Genomic DNA, 17,450 nt, shown 5'->3' on the forward strand with positions numbered 1-17,450 from the left:
CCGGCCGGATCTATCCGGCCGATGAACATGCGCGCATCGAGGAAGCCGGACTTGTCTCAGCGTCCGAGCAGGTCGCTGACGCGCTCGGCCTGCCAGTCGGAGCGCCGGTGATTCGCCGCCAACGGGTGACCTACAAAGGCGAGACCCCGGTATCGGCGTCGATCTCCTGGTTCGATGGCGCGCTCGCCGAACTCGCACCCAAGTTGCTGGAGACCGCGCGCATCCTCGAAGGCACCTTCGGCTATGTCGAGGCCGCGACCGGCCGTCTGTTGAAGGCGGTACGAGATCAGCTCGCGGCCGATGCAGCAACAGAACAAGACGCCAGCGACCTGCAGGTTGAGGTGGGCTCCCCTGTTCTACGGGGGCGCAATTGGATCTACGACGCGGACGGCGGCGTCATTGAGTACGGAGAGTACGTTTCGGCCGCTCGCCGCTGGAAGTCCTACGACTACGAGATCAACTAAGGAAATCGCGTGGAACTACTGCATTCAGGCAAGGTTCGGGACGTCTACCTGGACGGCGAGGATCTGATCCTGGTCGCCTCCGACCGGGTATCTGTGTACGACGTCGTGCTGCCGACCCCCATCCCCGACAAGGGGAAGATCCTCACGCAGCTGTCGCTGTGGTGGTTCGACCAGCTCGCCACCCTTGTCCCCAATCACGTGATCTCCGCGACCGATGTCCCCGAAGAGTGGGCCGGCCGGGCGATCAGGTGTCGTCGGCTGGACATGATGCCCGTGGAGTTCATCGCTCGCGGGTACCTGGCCGGACTGGGACTCAAGGAGTATCAGAAATACGGCACGGTATCGGGCATCTCTCTGCCGCCTGGCCTGGTCGAAGGGTCCCGGCTGCCTGAGCCGATCTTCACCCCGACCACGAAGGCCACCGTCGGCCACGACGAGTTCATCACCTACGACGATGTGACAACCGCGATCGGCGCCGAGACGGCCGCAGCCCTGCGGGACCTGACGCTGAAGGTCTACACCCACGGCGCTGCCCTCGCTGCGGAACGGGGGGTCATCATCGCCGATACCAAACTGGAATTCGGCCGCGCCGCTGATGGCACGCTTGTGCTTGGCGACGAGGTGCTGACCTCTGACTCCTCACGCTTCTGGCCCGCCGATTCATGGGAGCCCGGCCGCCCCCAGCACGCGCTCGACAAGCAGTTTGTTCGTGACTGGTCAAGCACTCTGGACTGGGACCGCACGCCCCCCGGACCAGCTGTCCCAGAAGAGATCGTGCAGGCCACACAGGCCCGCTACATCGACGTCTACGAACGCATCACCGGAAAGAGATGGGAGTAACCATGGCTGAGACCGAGTATTACGACGCGGCCCGACTGGTCAGCGAGGTGCAGGAGCTCCTGCGCGCCCGCGGTCTCAACCCGGACGCGACCGGCCGAGCGGGAAAGGCTCAGGCCGGCGCGGGAATGTTGCTCCGCGCTCTCGACATCACACCTGGGATGGACATGGTCGACGCACTGGCCCGATCGGTAGACAAGCCCTGGGCTGACAGAGACTGAGGAACCACTACGCCTGCAACACAAAGGGCCCGCCCCACCAGGGCGGGCCCTTTGTGTTGCAGGCCAGTGAGTCTTCGCTACAGCGTCTTCTGCTCGATCTCGTCGAGCAGGACGCGCAGCTCGGCGACCACCTTCTTGACCTCATCGGGGTCTTCGCCCGCAGCGGTCCGGGCAAGGTCCTGCTTCACGACTCGCTGGAGGATCGTGCGGAGCTTTCCGGCCTCCGCAGCGAAGGTCGTAGTTGGCTTGTGCGAGATGGCAAGCTGATCGAAATAGCCCTTGGCGCGGGCGGTTTGCTCAAGGGCGGCAGCGGACCGTTTGCCGGGAGTCGCGTCCCATACCTCGAACAGGGCTTCCTCGCCGTGCTTCTCCCAGACGGGCCGCAGCGCGGTCGCCTGCCCCTCGTTCACATCGCGATCGACACCATGGCGGGACAGGGCTTCCAGCACAGGGATATCAGCGATGACCCGGGAGACGTAGGTGGGGTGCCACTGGTGCTCAGCCCGGATGTAGCTGGTGAAGGACGAGTAGCCCTTGTCGAGAAACCGCTCGTGTTCGCGGATCACAGCCAAGGCGCGGCCAATACCGAGGAGCCACTGTGTGGTAATAGCGACGATGTGCTGCTCGCAGTCCTCCAGCGTCGGTACGATGCCAGCGGCCAGCTTACGAGTGAACGGGTCGGCGACCGTAGTGATGACAAATTTGTCATCGACTAGAGCGACAGCTCCGGCTTCGGTTTGCCCTGAACCGGCGGTCTCGTCAGCGTTGGCAGGAGGGGACTGAACTGGCACAGTCGGCGTTGTCTGATCTTGTCCGTCGCGGAACAGGTCATCCATTAGGCCGGCGGTGTCCGGGAGGGTCGATCCCAGGTCGAACGTCTTGGGGTTCCCGCTCATGCAGCCCTCCTCTCGACAAGCGCGGCCCCGAGGAATTGGTAGTCAAGCCGTACGGTGGCTTCAGGTGCGTATTCGTGCAGCGGCTTCAGGATGTGGGGCAGAGGTGCCTCACGTGCGGCGGTCGACGAGCGCACCCCCATCACCAGCGCCTCGGGAAAGTCCCTGCACATGAGGTCGAACATCGCCCGGGTGAGGTTGGTCTTCAGTACTTCAGCCAGGAGAACAGCACGCCGGTTCAGCTTCGGCTGGACTCTCTTAGTGAGCTCGATGGTCCGGTTCAAGCTAGTCATCGAGCGCATGTCGAGCCCGGACGCCTTGAGCGGAATGATCAGCTCGGGGCAGGCGATCATGCCCGCAACGGTCAACTTACCGAGCGAGGGCCCGCAGTCGGCGATCTCCACGTCGAAGGTCTCGGTACTGTTCTCGATGCCCCAGGCGACTCCCTGCTCAACGCCAACGATTTCGCTGTCGACTTCCGCCTGCTTGAGGCTCGTGTACGACGGGACGATGTACAGATTCGGAACCGCCGTGGGATAGGTCACCTCATCCGGCGACGCCTCTCCCTTGAACATGTGGAGCAGGTTACGGGGGGTTCCAGAAACGCCGGTCTGGGGGGGCATCCAGGAGGTGGCGCTGCCCTCCTGGGGGTCAAGGTCCCAAATTCGCACCTTGAATCCCATGAGGGCGAGCTCGCACGCCAAGCAGACCGTGGTGGTGGTCTTGCTGGTTCCACCCTTCTGCATGATGCAGCAAAGCCGACAGGGCGTTTTCAACGGGCTGAACAGGTCTGGGATACGAGGCTGCAACCATGTGGGCAGCTCGTCCAGAACCGGAGGAACAGGCAGCGCGAGGGTCATCGTGACCAGCCGCCAGCGTGAGGGTTCTGCATGATTGTCTCCTGCGAAAGAGTCCGCGCACCACATAGCGCGCGCGCACCATCCTAGAGATACGGTGCGGAAAGTACGGGACAAAGCATGAGGGCCACCCCACGGGGTGGCCCTCATGGAACTCTTTCGCACCTTCAGCATAGCGGGCACAGCGCGGCAACGACGCGGCAGACGTCCCCACGGTCAGCAGACAGACCGGTCTTCATCGGTCGGCAAGCGGACGTTGCCGGCGGCAGTACGTACCTCATTTGAAGGGCAGGGACTCATGCTTTCGCCCTTCTTGGAGGGGCCTGCGAGGATGCCTCGCAGGGTCACGGTGGTGGCGGGTGATCGGCTCGGCATGGGTGGCAACGAAGTAGTGATCAACGGCGATGTTCCTGCTGAACGTGCACGCCGTCCCCGTCGCCGCACCCCTTGCAGGAGAGCACTGATGGTTGATCTTGGTTTCGTCGGGCCGAGCAAACCCGCCAACGACTACCAGCTGCTCGGGGTGACCGACGGCGATACACCGACGATTGCGATGGCGATCCGGATGGTGTCGATCGACACCCCGGAAAGCGCCTACGGCGGCAATCCCACCACCGCGCAAGCCACCCTGGAGCGCACCAAGGCCCGGCTGCTGGACGGCACCTACGATGCCCTGCCGCAGGAGCTACGCGACTACCTGGTCTCCCGAATCACCCCGGACGCGGCCGCACGGCACCTGGCCGCGGGCAAGGCCGCAGCCGCCGCCCACCAAGCGATGGTGACCGCCCGCCTGACCCGCCCCAACGGCTCGCAACGCAAACTCGCCGTCATCGCCACCGGTGAGCTGATCGAGGGCAACGGCCGGCTGCTGGCCTACACCGGCCCGTGGTTCACCGGCGATGCTGGCGACCCGCTGCCGCCCCGCGATGATCCGCGGCGGCGCACCTTCAACCTCGACATGGTCGCCTCCGGCTGGGCCGCCACCTTCCTCATCTACCCCTCCCTGCCCTCGGCCGCTGACCTGACCCTGCTGGTGGCCGACGCCGAGACCGCCTGGGCCGAGAAGCGTGGAGCGTGGCAGGAGTTCGGCGAGGACCTGTTGCTGGGCTATGAGTACCGGGCCTGCATCAAACTCGGCGCCCGCACCCTCGATGACGGCCCCGCCCCTGCGATCGGCCAGGCCTTCCAGCGGGTGTGCGTGGACCTGCGCACCCTGGCCGAGGTCGGCCCCTACGGCTACCACCAGGTACCCCCCGCCCAACGGCTGTGGATCTGGACCACCGACCTGACCCAAGCCCGCCGCGACCTGCCTATCACCCACTGACCTCACCCACCCTGGATGCACCCGTCCCCTCTCCCAAAGCGGGTCGGGGAAAATCAGGTCGGCTCTGGCGGTGGAGGTTCGGTTACCGGCTCCGCAGGAGTCGTGCTGGTTTCGGCGGGGACGCCCGGCCGTGGGGCCTCGGCTGGATCGCCCGCCGATGAGCGGACAGAGAGGGCAACCATGACGACGACGATGGCCAGCACGACGGCGGCGCTGATTCCGGCCGCTCTCGCCGCGGTCCTGCGGGAGTAGCCACGCACCCGGATTCGCCTACCACTGGACAGGGTGCGGATGTGGGACCGAACCCGGCTTTTGCCCATTCCCGGACGGTATAGAGCCCCCTCGGCGGCGACCAGGTGACGGCGGGGCAGGCTCTGCTGGCGCCGGGGGGAGCAGGATCCAACCCTTAACGGACTACCGGCCCGCTGGCGATCGGCGCGGCCGGTTCAGTGCCCGGGAGTCAAGGCCGTGAATCCGCAAGGTTTGTGCTCGAACACCGGACACGGGACCAACAGGCGGGTCATGGTCGAGAGCATGACTGATGAGAACCTGCCTGTGCTGGTCGTGTCCGACACGATTGCCTACACCAACGACGAACGCCTCCTGGTCGACGGCCAGCCTGTCGCGCCGGGCCGCCACCGGCTGCAGCTGGGCGAGGCGGGCGGGCAGATGCCGGTGCTGACTGTGGCGGGCGATGATGAGCAGCTCACCGTGATCAGCGCGGCCTGCCTGAACTGAGCAGAGGCCGGCGGGGTGGTGCGGGTCGGGGCCGGCCGAAGAGCCGCAGCCTGGCCTGCGCCACCCGGCAGCCCGACTATGAGTGCCTGGTGTCGCGCGGGTGTTCGTTTCGGCGTGGAATGCAGGTTGAGGAATCACAGAAATTGAGCATTCACCTGAAGTGACAAGGCGAGCACTGATAGACACTTTGGCGAAGGAGTCGTCACGAAAACAGAATCACTCCCGCCTGAAGCGAAGGGGCAAGATCCTGATCGTCGGCTTAGCCCAGCCCGCTCCTGCTCTTCTCGTCACGGCGAGCATCAGGGGCGATCTTCTCGTCGCAGCATGTCGCCGTCGCCTGGCGACGCTCACGGTGATGGGCAGCGCTGAGGGTCAGCGGGCCGCCTCAGACGAACTCCGGGGGAGGATCACCGGTCGATGCGGGCGGCTCCGCAACGGGCCCGTCGACCTCGTTGATCAGGCACAGCCGCAGCACCGTATCCAGATCCGGGGAAAGCTCACCAGACGGGTCATCGGTGACCAGCTCAACGGTCACCGGCAAAAGATCATCGGCGACCGCCGGGTCGAGCACGCTATCGGCTGCTCCCTTCTCCTCCTTGGCCCGGTGGATCACCGCGAGGCGGTAGGCGGCCTCGGCGTGACCGTGATCGGCTGCCAGCCGATAGAAGAACATCGCGACACTGAGCTTGCTGGGAAAGCACTGGTAGTGGCGGCCGTAGCGGCAGGCGAGCTCGGCGGCGACCTGCAGGCGATGCGGGTCGTTGAACAGGCCCGCTGCATCGGTCTGCCCGGCATCGCTGGCCCGGCGCAGCCAGTGGAGCGCTTCGGGGGGCCAGCCTCTCAGCAGCGCGATGACCGCCAGGCGCATGCAGTCCTCGCCGTTGCCTTCCTGGCTGTGCTTCAGCAGGCGAGTGCCGGTTCTGCCGTAGATCCGCAGCAGCTGATGCCGATCCTCAGGCAGCGACGCGACGACGGCCGAGGCGGCGGGGCGGTGCGGCACATCTGCCCGCGCCGGGAGCGCCGGCGCGGGCGTGACCGGTGTGAAGGCGGGCCGCTGCGCAGGGTGGGGCGCGGGCTCGGGTGAGGCGGCCTGAGCTGTGATCGGCCGTACGGCAGGCGCAGCAGGCGCGGGGGGATCGGGGCGTGCTTCGCGGGCCGCCCGCCATCGCTGAGCCCACACCTCCATGTCCCCCATGCCGCGCACGTCCAGGCCGGTCCGGTCGGCGGCTATCGTGCACGCGGCCACGAAACACGACACCCACGCCCAGGGTGGCGCGCCTTTGCGTTTTTTCCCACTCAGGATGTCGTGGGTGGTGCTGGTGGCCAGGAGCTGATCGTGGCCGTCTTCAGAGATGAGCTTCGAGATCGCGTACAAGTGAGCCAGCGGCGGGGACCCGGCCAGATCGCGCAGCTCGTTGAGCTGGTCGACGAAGGCGCGCAGCGCCGCACCACGATGTTGTTCAACCATCGCCCTTAGCCGAAATAAGTGATCCGTGATCTACAGGTAGTAGTCGGAGTCATATTGACACCACCGGGTGGTCAAGCTGGGGGAGATCTCATTTTCCACCTCGTCCGGGATTAACCGGTAATTGACCTGCGGTGACAAACTCCGGACGAGTCCGGATGAGACCGGATGACCTCGAAGCGATCCGGACCAGGGCGGATCACCTCGGAGGCAACCGGATCAGGTCGCACGTGAACGAACGTCAACCTTCGAAACGTCGGCGGCGTCAATGACCGGCGCAGCCGCGCCAGCAAGAATTCAGGAAAAATGGGGACGATTTCCGCCCATATGAAGCCATTTAATCCGGTGTTGTCCGGAGGCGTTTGAACCGGTGGCGGCCAGGCCGGCGGCGCCCCCATTGTTGACCCCACCCCCGCCGACAACGAAGGAGACGTCCATGCCGCACGCCCTCGCTCTCCCGCGTGCCCTGACCTCTCCGCTTCGTGTCACCGCTACCCGGCCAGGCTTCCCACCCCCGCCGTGGATCCACAACGACGACCAGCTGCTGACCCTGCTGGTAACCGTGTGGGCCCTGATCACCGGCCGTATCCCGCCCCACCGTCCCACCGACGAGCTCACCGACACCGAGCTCATCGCGTTCTGGGCCGATGACCAGACCGCCGGCTCCCCGGCGATGCCCGTTCAGGAGAGACCCCGATGTTTTCCGTACCCGTCCTTCTCACCTTGACCACTACCACGCTGGTGACGACCATCGCCTGCGCGCTCACCCTGGCCACCGGCGCCACCTGGCCCACCGCGCTACTCAGCGGCGGAGCCGCCGGCGCCGCCACCATGGGCCTGCTCACCCACCTGCTCGACAACCACCACGACCGACAATGAACAGCAGAAACGAGCGACCAACCTGAACCGCATTGACGTCCGCCGGGTGGTCGTGGGCCGGGACCGGCCTGTGACCACCCGGCGGCATGTCAGCGGTCGTCGTGCTCCTGGTCCTGGTCCTGGTGCTCGTGGCGGTCAGCAGCCGACTGTGCTCGCTGCTTGAATCCGCTCTGGTTGGTGGCACCTCCCGGGTTCCTGTCTGCTGAAGACTGGATCTTCCGAGAGCGACCCTTATCCATATGACCTTCGTGTTTCCCCATGTCAGAGGCCATACCCTGACAACGCGCGTTCTTTCATACCTGCCTGAGATCGCACATTACGTCGCGTGCCGCCACGACGTAACCGCCGACGCGCCCGGCAACGTAGAAGACGCCCGCACCCCGAACCGCTTAAAAGCTTGCAAGCTTATGGACCGCTGTACAGCGCGGTTGACCAACGCGCGCCCTAGGAACACCGTATCGAAAAGCTTGCAAGCTTGCTTTTCGCATTTAGATCACTACAGTCGCCGGTATGGCGGGGACGGTGGCGGTGATGGCGCGGGTGGTGTCCGGCACCCGCGCGCGGCTGAAGACGCGGATGGTCGTGGAGAAGGCGCGGCGCCGCGAGCTGCTGCACGCGGCGCGCGCCGGAATCGACCCGCTCGCTTCCGCGGAGAAGCGGGCCACGCTCGCCGCCCAGGTGCTGGCCGACCTGGCCCAGATGCGTGAGCGGGGCGAGCTGGTCGACACCGTCGACGCGCTTCTCACCCATGCGGTGCGGGTGGAGATGGCCGAACGCGGTTGGGATGTGGACTGGCCGTCGCCTCCGCCGGGGGCGCCGCGGGCCGGTCGGTGGCCGGGGTCGCGCGACGGCGGCTGGCCGGAGAAGATCGTCGCCCGGCTTCCGGTGGACCTGGTCGCACAGGTGCATGCCGCGTGTTGGAACACCAGCAAGGACGCGATCGCCGCGTTGCGGCGCTGGCGTGATGCGCACCCGGCGGTGGTGCTCTGCCGTGAGGACTTGGCCGGCTATGAGGAGCTGGCCGCCCAGGTGACCGCCCCGGGCGAGGTGTGGCGCGCGGCCGTCGCCCACGCCTTGCCGGTCGTCGATCACCCGGTCTGACCCGGATCGCTGCTCGCCGGAGAAGCTATCCAAAAGCTTGCAAGCTTCAAAAGGGCCGGTTAGAGCTCGGCTGAGGGTTGGCGGTGGTCCAGTCCTGGGCGTGCGGTGTGGGTCAGGGGCTGGTGTGGGGGGTTGGTGGCCAGGCGCGCATCCGGCAGCCGCCGACCGGGCACAGCAGCGCCGGGCGACCCAGTCGACCGGCAGCAGCTCGCTCACCCGGTCGCCGTCCTGGTCGCCGTACGCGAACGCCGCGACGGGCCACCCGGTGCGGCGGGCCAGCGCGACCAGCTCGGCCCGGACGCGTGCGAACGGGACGGCGGGGAGCGCGACCGAGCACGGCCACGTCCCGGCGGCGGTGACCTCCACGTAGGCGGGCTCGGCGCCGCCTTGGTTCACGACTGCTTGCCCGTCGTGGGGCCCGCGCGCAGCGCGGCCTCGGCTGCGGCCCGCTGGGTCCGCTCATGAGTCAGTGCCTCACGGGCGGCGTCGACCTGCGCGCGGGCGGTGGCCAGCTCGGCGGCATGCTGCTGCTGGGCGGCCGTCAGCTCAGCACGTTGGCTATGAAGGTGGGGGCGTGAGAAACACGATCGGGCGGCGCGGCTCATGCCGGTTCCGCTGGAAGGCGTATACGACACCGGGTTCAATGTCACTGGCTCTCAACGGGTAGAGCTGGACAGGGCGAACGGCGCGGGCCCCCGAAGGCCCCTCGCGTCCCCCGGCCGCCGCCGTCCCCGGCCGGGCAGGGCGAACGGCGTGGGCCTCCGGAAGGTCCCGTCGCCGTCCCGGACGGACAAGGAGGGACGGCACGGGGCCCCGAGAGCCCGGGAAGGGCCCGCGGCGGGCTCGGCCGTCAGGGGCGCGGGGGCGGTTCCTTGCGCAGGGCGATCGTGATGGCCTCGCCGGCCTCCCGAGACAGGCGGCCGGGAGTCTCGATGCCGAGCTGCGCGGCCAGGTCCCGGCCGTATAGGTCGACCGCCGACTCCAGCAGGTCGGCCAGGGCGGCGGTCGCGGAGCGGGCCCGCGCCCAGCCGGTCACACCGATCGCGGCCGACAGCGGCAGCGCGGGCCACCACCAGGCGGCGAGCGGCAGGTAGAGGATCGCCCAGCCAATGAGGCGGGCCGCTGCGGAGTAGGCGTCCCGCGCGACGCCGAGCCCGGTCCGCGCGCTGTCCGGCAGGACCAGCCACAACCGTGGCCAGGCGCTCAGCAGGTCGAGGCCGTAGGCGGTGTGCACGCGGCGTTCGACGGCGACGAGGCGGTCGCCAATCCAGGTGGGCCGGGCCGGCTCTACCAGTCCGACGGCCTCCCGCGCGGCGACGGCCTCCGCCACCCGGCGGGGCCCGTCCGGTGTCCGCGCCGAGGCCTTGACGGCACGGCGGAAACGGTCGTCGGCGGTCTTCCAGCGGGCCGTCCTGCGCCGCAGGGCCAGCCGGGCGGGCCACCGGCGCCCGCGCATGGTCCAGAGGCGTTCGGTCAGCCGGCCGAGCGCGGTCGCCGCGAGCCCGGCGCCGGCCGCACCGGCCAGCGCCGCGGCGGCGGCGAGCACGACCGCGCCGGTGGAGGCCGGGGCGAACGCGTTCACCCGGGCGGTCACCGGGACGGGATCGAGGGCGTGCCCGTGGCCCGCGATCAGGGCCACCGACAGGACCGCCAGGTAGAGCAGGCCGGGCAGGACCAGCAGGGACAGCCACCGTTCGGCGAGTTTCTTGCCGAGTTCGTCGAGGAATCCGGTCACGTGGGCAGCCGGGTGAGCGCGAGGGGTGACCCCGTGGCCGCGCACGGCGGGGAGGAGGTGTCGGCGGCCGCCTCGATCCGCGTGCAGGGGCGTGGCGCCGGGCAGGTCCAGACCTGCACCACCGGGTGACCGTCGAGCCCGTCGAGTGGCTCGTAGGCGCGCTCGGCCTGGGTCGGCATGCCCAGCCCGAACCGGGCGAAGGCGTCGTCGAGCGCGTCGAGGTCGGGGGTCAGGGCCGGGTCGGGCCCGCGTTCGGCGACGGCCGCCAGCACCCGGGCCAGCACCTCGCCGACGCCCGCCCGCGCGGCATAGCCGGGCAGTTCGCCGTCGTCCAGGGCAAGGCACAACTGTTCGATCCGCTCGGCCACGTCGGCCACCGGTGCGCACCCTTCGCCGGCCGCCCGGGCGTGGTTGCCGCCGGGGCGTACTGGTGTCAGGTTAAACCCGGGGCGGCCTGTTCCGCACCGGGCCGGGACCGCGGGAGATGAGATCGACATGACGATCGGGCGCACGTGGCGGCAGGTGCAGCTGCTCCACTTCATCAACCTCCGTATCAGCCGGTTCGCGCGCACGAAGGAGCGCGAACACGTCCTCGCGCCCAAGGCGCTCGCCCAGGTGCGGCTGCTGCTCCACCTGGCGGGCGACCCGCCGCCCCTGTATGTGGCCGAGCGAGCCGGCTGGCTGCGCTACGCCCGCTACCTCGCGCTGCCGGAAGGCGAGGGCGAGGTGGACCGGGAGGCGGCGGTGGAGCTGCTGGCCCCGGTCTACGCCGACGATCCCGGGTCCGTGCCCGGCGGGGTGCGCGACTACTTCGAGGTGCGGGAGGGCCACGAGCTGGTCGGCCGGTATCTCGAATCGAGCGATCCCGGCGACCTGGCCGCCGCGTCCACCCGCATCCGCGGCTTCCTGGCGGGCGCGCCGTCCACCCCCGCCCGCGGGGTGCACCGCTGCACCCTCCTCCTCGCGCTGCACCACCATTACACGCTGACCGGCGATCCGGCGGCGCTGCGCGAGGCGGTCGAGCTGGGCAGGAGCGGCCTGCCGGACGTTCCCGGGACATATGTGCGGCGGCCCGCCTATCTCACCGGACTTGGCAGCGCGGTGCGGTCGCTCGCGCTGGAGGAGGCCGACCCGGCGCCGCTGGAGGAGGCCGAGCGGCTGGTCAGGACCGCGGTCGCAACGGCGGAGCCGGACGACCCCCGGCGCGCCGAGTATTTCAACCGGCTCGGCGGCGTCCTGAACTCCCGCTTCGACCTGACCGGCGACACGGACGCGCTGCTCGAGGCCGACCGGGCGATCGGTACGGCCGTCGCGATCGCCCCCGCCGGGGAGGGGGGCCGCGGCCCGTATCTGGCCAACCGGTTCCACATCCTGCGCGAGCTGGTCCGGGCGACGGGTGACGGGCGGCCGTTGCGCGAGGCCGTCGACGAGATGTGGGAGGCGGCGGCGGGCCGACCGGAGGACCTCACCGACCTGTCCAACGCCACGGTCGCGCTGCTCGGGGAGGACGTCCACCCCGAGGTGACGGAGCAGGCGCTGCGGCTGATGCGGCGGCTGGCCGAGGCCGCGCCGGCCGGCGGCACCGAGCGGATCGTCCGCCTGTCGAACCTGGCCGAGGCGCTGCGGCTGGCCTCCGGTCAGAGCGTGGGCCGGGAGCCGGACCTCCACCTGCTGGACCGGACGATCGGCGTCCTGCGGGAGGCCCTGGCGGAGACCTCGCCGGATCATTCGCTGCGCCCCATGCTGATGGCCACCCTCAGTGGCTGCCTCCAGTCCCGGCACGCCGCGACCGGGCAGCGGGAGGCGCTGGTCGAGGCGGCCGCGTTCTTCGCCGCGCGCACCCCGGAGCAGATGTCCGTACGCGGCTCGGCGTTGTGGCTGCTGGCCCGCCACACCGGTGACCCGGACGCCGCCCGCGAGGCGGCGCGCCTGTTCCGGGCCGCGCTCGCGGGGCGCGGCCCTGGCGCGGAGTACGGCCCCGGCGCGGAGGGTGGCCCCGGCATGCAGAGCGGCCCTGGCGCAGAGGACGGCCCCAGCGTGAAGTACGGCCCCGGTGCGCAGGTCAGCCCTGGCCTGGGATACGGCCCCGGTGTGCAGGGCGACCCCGGCGTGCAGGACGACCTCGGCAGGCTGAGCCTCGCGCTGCAGGAGGTCTTCACACTGACCGGGGACGAGGCCGCGCTGGCCGACGCCGTACGGGCGGGCAGGGAGGCGGTGGAGCGGAGCGCGCCCGAGGGCCGGACCGATCACCTGGGCACCCTGGCCCTGGCGCTGCTGAGCCTCGCGGAGCTGAGCGGCGAAGGAGAGTACGCCGTCGAGGCGGCGGCGCTCGGCAGGCGGCTGGTCGCCGGGACGACCGGCGGCGCCCGGACCAGGGCGCTCGGCAACCTGGGCATCGCCCTGCGGGCCGTACACGAGCTGACCGGGGACGGCGTGGCGCTGGCCGAGGCGGTCAAAGCGGGCAGGGAGGCGGCGGCGGACCCGGCGCCGCCCCCTCACGAGCGCTGCGGCCACCTGGGCAACCTGTGCCTGGCGCTGCGCCGGCTGCACGAGCACACGGGTGAGCGGGCACCGCTGGCCGAGGCGGTCAAGGCGGGCAGGGAGGCGGTGGCGCTCGCGCCGGCAGGCCACCCCGGCCGCGCGTTGTGCCTGTCGGGCCTGGGCATGGCGGCCAGGCGGATGTTCGAGGCCACCGGCGACTCCGGCGCGCTCGACGAGGCCGTGCGGGTGCTGCGCGAGGCGGTGGCGGCCATCGCGCCCGGCCACCGTGACCGCGCGCTGCTGCTCGACACGCTGGGTACGGCGCTGCAGGACAAGGCCACCAGGACCGGGGACCCCGCGGCGCTGGCCGAGGCGCTGGCGGCCGGTCAGGAGGCCGTGGACGCGACCCCGCCGGTCCATCCCGACCGGGCGGGGCGGCTGGCCAACCTCGGGCTCGGCCTGTCGCGGTTGTTCGAGCTGACGGGCGAGCCGGACGCGGCGGAGCGGTGGGTGGCGACCGGCCGGCTGGCCGTGGCCGCCGCGCTGCCCGGACATCCCGGCCGGGCGGGGATGCTGTCCGGCCTCGGTACGGCGCTGACCCTGCTGGCCGGGCTCACCGGCGACGCCCGGCTCCTGGACGAGGCCGTGCGGACGGGGCGCGAGGCGGTGGACGCCACGCCTCCCGGCCACCCTTGGCGCGCGAGCACCCAGGTCAACCTGGGCTCCAGCCTCGCCCGGCGGTACGCCTCGGGCGACCCGGGCGCCCTGGCGGAGGCGCGAGCCACCTTCGCCGAGGCGGCGGACCAGGCCGCCGCCCCCTACGTGCGGATGCGCGCCTGCCAGGGGCTGGGCCGACTGGAGACGGAGGGCGGCGACCACCGGGCCGCGCTCGCCGCCTACGAGGACGCCGTGGCGCTGCTGCCGATGCTGACGCCCCGCTGGCTCAGCCGCGCCGACCGCGAGCACGGCCTGGGCGAGGAGGCGGGGCTGGCCGCCGAGGCCGCCTCCGCCGCCCTGTCGGCGGGCCGCCCCCGGCGCGCGGTCGAGCTGCTCGAACAGGCCAGAGGGGTGCTGCTGGGCGAGGCGATGGACGCCCGCGGCGGCATGGGCGAGCTTCACGGCCGCGCCCCGGACCTGGCCGGACGCGTCGCGGCCCTACGCGAGGCGCTGGACTCCCCTGACCGCGCCCGGCCCGGTCAGGCACCGGGACCCGACCCCGGGGCGCGGCGGCAGCGGCTGGCGAGGGAGTGGGACGAGGTGCTGGAGGCCGTCCGGGCGCTCCCCGGCCTGGAGCGGTTCCTGTCGCCGCCCGCCGCGGACGAGCTGCGCCGCCAGGCCGCCGACGGGCCGGTGGTGATGGTGAACGTGAGCCGTTTCCGGTGCGACGCGCTGATCCTCACCGACGAGACGCGGGTCGTCGAGCTGCCCAGCCTGAGTGCCGCCGCGGTGCGGGAACAGGCCGCGCGCCTGGCCGCCGCCTCCCGCGGTGGCGCCGCCGGTCCCGCCGTACGGCCCTCCCAGCACGGCGCCGACCACGGGGTCGGCGGCGGCCATCTTCGCGGTCGCGGTCGCGGGCGCGCCCTCCAGGAGGCGGGCGACCATGGTGGCGATCATCTCGACATGACCGATCTCCTCGGTCGCGACGTCCATGATCAGGTCCTTGTACTTGCCGGGCATCCGGCAGTTCCAGCCCTGGAACAGGTACTGCATGGTGACGGTCATCTCGCCGTAGGCGCCGCCGATCAGCTCCTGGAGCTTGTGGGCGTAGACCGGGTCGGGCTTTTCCGGCTTGGACTCGAACTGCAGGTGCTTGGTGTGCAGGAACATCGGCCGCTCCTCGGCTCGGGCCCCGGGCGGAGCCGTCCGGGACCGCCCACCGCCTGCCGGCGAAAAGACACGACCCCGCTGGTGAGTTCGGCGGGGGGCACCTGTGAATCTCACCAGAACCACCAGGAAGGCCGTAGCAGCAACACACCTACCTTTACCGCCCACATCGTAAAATCCCTGTCACAACCACACTCGGTTCCATTCGACGCACCCGGCCGACTTGTGGACCCCTGTCCCTGCCCGTGGTCAAGACTGCTGCCGGCTCGTTCAAGCTACGAGGCGCTCAATCACGTGCTTGGCCTGTCCGCAGTCGAACGCACCGGCGGCATGGTCGCGGCCTCGTGCGGCAACCACGTGGCCGCCCTGGTCTGGGTGCGGCCCGCCGATTCGGGCTGTGGCTGATGAGCCACCTGTGTGGTTGAGTTCACCCTCGGCCACGCCGACGCACGCTCTCGCATCCGGCTTCGGATGTGCCGGCACCCGAGCTGTGCCCTGACCCGGTGAACACCGCTGGATATGACCGATGAACGAGGGGAAGGGGAGGCGGCATGGGTGAGGAACGGCTGAGGCTGGCCGAAGTACTGGCGGCCGCGGAGGCCGCCGCGCCGATGGAGTCTTTGAACGTGGTGGCGCGCAACCTGCGGGAGCGATTCGCCGCCGGGCAGGTGTCCTTCCTCTTCATCGACCTCATCGGACGCGAACTGGTGCGGGTGAGCGAGCAGACCACGACGCACAGCAAGCACGAGGCCGAACGCATCCGGCTGGCGGGCAGTGATTACGAGGAGGTGTTGCGCACCCAAGAGCCGTACTCGATTCCGGGTGAGGAAGGCGGGTGCAGGGTGATCGCGCCGGTCAGTAACCGCGGTGACCCGATCGGAGTGCTGGAGGTGACCGTTCCCGGCCTCGATCAGGAAGTACTGGAGCAAATCGCCCAGGCCGCGCACGCGCTGGCGTACATCATCATCACCGACCGGCGTTTCACCGATCTATACCACCTGCACCGTCGCACCACCTTCACGAGCTTGGCCGCCGAGATTCAATATCAGCTTCTGCCGGACGCCTCCTGCTGCGAGGCGCCCGACTTCACCCTCGCCGCGGGCCTGGTGCCCGCCGACGACATCGGCGGCGACACCTACGACTACGCTCTTGATCATGAGGCGTTGCATGTCTCTCTCACCGACGCCATGGGCCACGACGTCGAGGCGGCCCTGCTGGCCACCCTCACGGTCAACGCGTTGCGCGGAGCCCGCCGCGCAGGCGCCGGCCTCGCCGAGCAGGCACGCCAGGCCCACCAAGCCATGCTGGAGCACGGTCGCGGCGCCCTGACCACCGGGCAACTGCTGCGCATCGCCTTGGACGGTACCGGCATCGAACTCGTCAACGCCGGCCATCCTTGGCCACTGCGCCTGCGCGAGGGCGTAGTGATCGAGGTGCCCTTGAAGGTCGACCCGCCCTTCGGCGTCGAGGTGCGCGGCTCCTACCGGGTGCAGCACCTGGACCTGCGCGCCGGTGACCGGCTGCTGCTGCTCACCGACGGCATGCATGAACGTTGTGCCGCAGCCGTCGACCTGCCCACCCTTTTGCGCGATACCCACTATCAGCACCCCAGGCAGGTCGTTCAAACCCTGGTCGCCGCGGTGCTGGACGCGTGCCGAGGCCGTATGGCCGATGACGCCACCATCGTGTGCCTGGACTGGCACGGCTCCCCATCCACCCACAGGTCATGACGTCTGATTCCGAGTCGAAAACTGATCATGTCATTCGCATCGAACCGGTCGGCCGTGATGTGGCATGACGGTGCCGTCAGCGGGCGCGGAGCCATGGTTGGAACTCGTCCGTCGAGCTGGCGGCGTAGCCGCTCGCGCTCATCGCCGGTGATGCCGATCAGCCATTCCCACCGGGTGACCCGGCGGACCTTCCCGCAGGCCAGGTCGTGGGCGAACACGATGCGCGAAGCCCGCCCCATCTCCTGCTCAGCGACGACGTAGGGGTTGCCCGTCTCCCACGCCACGCCGCTCCAGGAGGCGTTCTCGGCGATGTCGACGGCCGCACGGCAGGCCGGGGCGCCATGCTCACGAGGCCGGTCTCCCATCGGCTCCCAGCACGAGGCGCAGCGCACGAACGCCACCTCCTGGGCCATCGCCGGGTCGGTGTAAGGAATAACGCCGGAGTTCGCGCGGGCCTCCGTTAGTCATGGCGGGAGCTGGCGACCGTCTCAGGCATGATGACGTCGGTCGCGCAGTCGATGTCGCGGTCAAAACCGATGTCGCGAAAGCCCGGCCAGGCATCGCCGATGCTTGTCGGCGCGGTGGGCATCTCGTTGCCCCGGTCAAGGGCGTACTTGGCGTACTTGTCGCCCTTGAACAGGTAGGCGAAGGAACGGGTGGGCCTGAGCAGGGATACCTCCTGAACGCGTGCGGCCGCGTCGATGCCGCCGGCGAAGTCGGTGCCGGCGAGCTTGCTCCACCCATCGGTGATCGGTGTCGGGCCGCTGGATATCGCATCACCGGAGACGTCGTAGCGCGCGTAGGTATCTCCTCGGAACAAAAAGGCCTGGCCACTATCGTGGCCGATCACAGCGGCGTCGATCATGTCACCCTCCCGTGCTCTGAACTCACCGGTCGATGA

16 protein-coding genes and 1 pseudogene are annotated in these 17,450 nt (G+C 69.7%); 10 read left to right on the forward strand and 7 right to left on the reverse strand.

The genetic code is table 11. The features are described 5' to 3' along the window. The 3 genes from ACSC1Q_RS41890 to ACSC1Q_RS41900 form a co-directional block, all read left to right on the forward strand. On the forward strand, positions 1 to 464 hold a 464-nt coding region (locus tag ACSC1Q_RS41890; RefSeq protein ID WP_436764313.1), incomplete at its 5' end, for a GntR family transcriptional regulator. 9 nt (positions 465 to 473) lie between these two features. Beyond that, positions 474 to 1,304 (forward strand): phosphoribosylaminoimidazolesuccinocarboxamide synthase, encoded by an 831-nt coding sequence (locus tag ACSC1Q_RS41895; RefSeq protein WP_436764314.1) that lies wholly within the window; start codon positions 474 to 476, stop codon positions 1,302 to 1,304. Positions 1,305 to 1,306: 2 nt separating this feature from the next. Continuing rightward, complete coding sequence (locus ACSC1Q_RS41900; RefSeq protein ID WP_436764315.1) at positions 1,307 to 1,522, forward strand: hypothetical protein; 216 nt, start codon at positions 1,307 to 1,309, stop codon at positions 1,520 to 1,522. Positions 1,523 to 1,599: 77 nt separating this feature from the next. On the opposite strand, the gene ACSC1Q_RS41905 is transcribed toward ACSC1Q_RS41900, so the two are convergent. Continuing rightward, positions 1,600 to 2,418 carry a hypothetical protein gene (locus ACSC1Q_RS41905; protein ID WP_436764316.1) on the reverse strand — a complete coding sequence of 273 codons (819 nt, stop codon included), beginning with the start codon at positions 2,416 to 2,418 and terminating at the stop codon, positions 1,600 to 1,602. Beyond that, a complete protein-coding gene (locus tag ACSC1Q_RS41910; protein WP_436764317.1) occupies positions 2,415 to 3,275 on the reverse strand; it encodes a ParA family protein in 861 nt (286 codons plus the stop codon). The genes ACSC1Q_RS41905 and ACSC1Q_RS41910 overlap by 4 nt, the downstream gene beginning before the upstream one ends. A 460-nt stretch (positions 3,276 to 3,735) precedes the next feature. Between ACSC1Q_RS41910 and ACSC1Q_RS41915 the strand changes: the two genes are divergently transcribed. After that, positions 3,736 to 4,596 (forward strand): hypothetical protein, encoded by an 861-nt coding sequence (locus tag ACSC1Q_RS41915; RefSeq protein ID WP_436764318.1) that lies wholly within the window; start codon positions 3,736 to 3,738, stop codon positions 4,594 to 4,596. A gap of 534 nt (positions 4,597 to 5,130) precedes the next feature. Next, positions 5,131 to 5,334 carry a hypothetical protein gene (locus ACSC1Q_RS41920; RefSeq protein ID WP_436764319.1) on the forward strand — a complete coding sequence of 68 codons (204 nt, stop codon included), beginning with the start codon at positions 5,131 to 5,133 and terminating at the stop codon, positions 5,332 to 5,334. A gap of 385 nt (positions 5,335 to 5,719) precedes the next feature. On the opposite strand, the gene ACSC1Q_RS41925 is transcribed toward ACSC1Q_RS41920, so the two are convergent. Further along, the gene (locus ACSC1Q_RS41925) at positions 5,720 to 6,802 is read right to left on the reverse strand and encodes an SEL1-like repeat protein (RefSeq protein WP_436764320.1); all 1,083 of its coding nucleotides are present in this window, start codon (positions 6,800 to 6,802) and stop codon (positions 5,720 to 5,722) included. A 433-nt stretch (positions 6,803 to 7,235) separates the two neighbouring features. Between ACSC1Q_RS41925 and ACSC1Q_RS41930 the strand changes: the two genes are divergently transcribed. The 4 genes from ACSC1Q_RS41930 (at position 7,236) to ACSC1Q_RS41945 (ending at position 9,149) form a co-directional block, all read left to right on the forward strand. Then, entirely contained in the window at positions 7,236 to 7,526 is a 291-nt protein-coding gene (locus ACSC1Q_RS41930; protein ID WP_436764321.1) for a hypothetical protein, read from the forward strand. Next, positions 7,523 to 7,678 carry a hypothetical protein gene (locus ACSC1Q_RS41935; protein ID WP_436764322.1) on the forward strand — a complete coding sequence of 52 codons (156 nt, stop codon included), beginning with the start codon at positions 7,523 to 7,525 and terminating at the stop codon, positions 7,676 to 7,678. The genes ACSC1Q_RS41930 and ACSC1Q_RS41935 overlap by 4 nt, the downstream gene beginning before the upstream one ends. A gap of 510 nt (positions 7,679 to 8,188) precedes the next feature. Further along, positions 8,189 to 8,779 carry a hypothetical protein gene (locus ACSC1Q_RS41940; protein WP_436764323.1) on the forward strand — a complete coding sequence of 197 codons (591 nt, stop codon included), beginning with the start codon at positions 8,189 to 8,191 and terminating at the stop codon, positions 8,777 to 8,779. Between the two features lie 124 nt (positions 8,780 to 8,903). Beyond that, entirely contained in the window at positions 8,904 to 9,149 is a 246-nt protein-coding gene (locus ACSC1Q_RS41945) for a hypothetical protein (RefSeq protein WP_436764324.1), read from the forward strand. A gap of 480 nt (positions 9,150 to 9,629) precedes the next feature. Here the strand turns inward: ACSC1Q_RS41945 and ACSC1Q_RS41950 are convergent, their stop codons facing one another. The 3 genes and pseudogenes from ACSC1Q_RS41950 to ACSC1Q_RS41960 all read right to left on the reverse strand — a co-directional run. Next, positions 9,630 to 10,514 carry a hypothetical protein gene (locus ACSC1Q_RS41950; RefSeq protein ID WP_436764325.1) on the reverse strand — a complete coding sequence of 295 codons (885 nt, stop codon included), beginning with the start codon at positions 10,512 to 10,514 and terminating at the stop codon, positions 9,630 to 9,632. Further along, positions 10,511 to 10,891, reverse strand: a complete 381-nt coding sequence (locus tag ACSC1Q_RS41955) for a hypothetical protein (RefSeq protein ID WP_436764326.1) — start codon at positions 10,889 to 10,891, stop codon at positions 10,511 to 10,513. The genes ACSC1Q_RS41950 and ACSC1Q_RS41955 overlap by 4 nt, the downstream gene beginning before the upstream one ends. 3,574 nt (positions 10,892 to 14,465) lie before the next feature. Further along, positions 14,466 to 14,822: pseudogene (locus ACSC1Q_RS41960) on the reverse strand (manganese catalase family protein); the annotation flags it as partial. A gap of 548 nt (positions 14,823 to 15,370) precedes the next feature. Between ACSC1Q_RS41960 and ACSC1Q_RS41965 the strand changes: the two are divergent. Then, positions 15,371 to 16,549 (forward strand): PP2C family protein-serine/threonine phosphatase, encoded by a 1,179-nt coding sequence (locus tag ACSC1Q_RS41965; protein ID WP_436764327.1) that lies wholly within the window; start codon positions 15,371 to 15,373, stop codon positions 16,547 to 16,549. A gap of 460 nt (positions 16,550 to 17,009) precedes the next feature. Here ACSC1Q_RS41965 and ACSC1Q_RS41970 read toward each other — a convergent pair whose 3' ends face one another. Continuing rightward, complete coding sequence (locus ACSC1Q_RS41970; RefSeq protein WP_436764328.1) at positions 17,010 to 17,414, reverse strand: hemopexin repeat-containing protein; 405 nt, start codon at positions 17,412 to 17,414, stop codon at positions 17,010 to 17,012. Positions 17,415 to 17,450: the final 36 nt, after the last annotated feature.

Source organism: Streptosporangium heterodermiicola (genome assembly GCF_051390675.1).
Lineage (GTDB): Bacteria > Actinomycetota > Actinomycetes > Streptosporangiales > Streptosporangiaceae > Streptosporangium.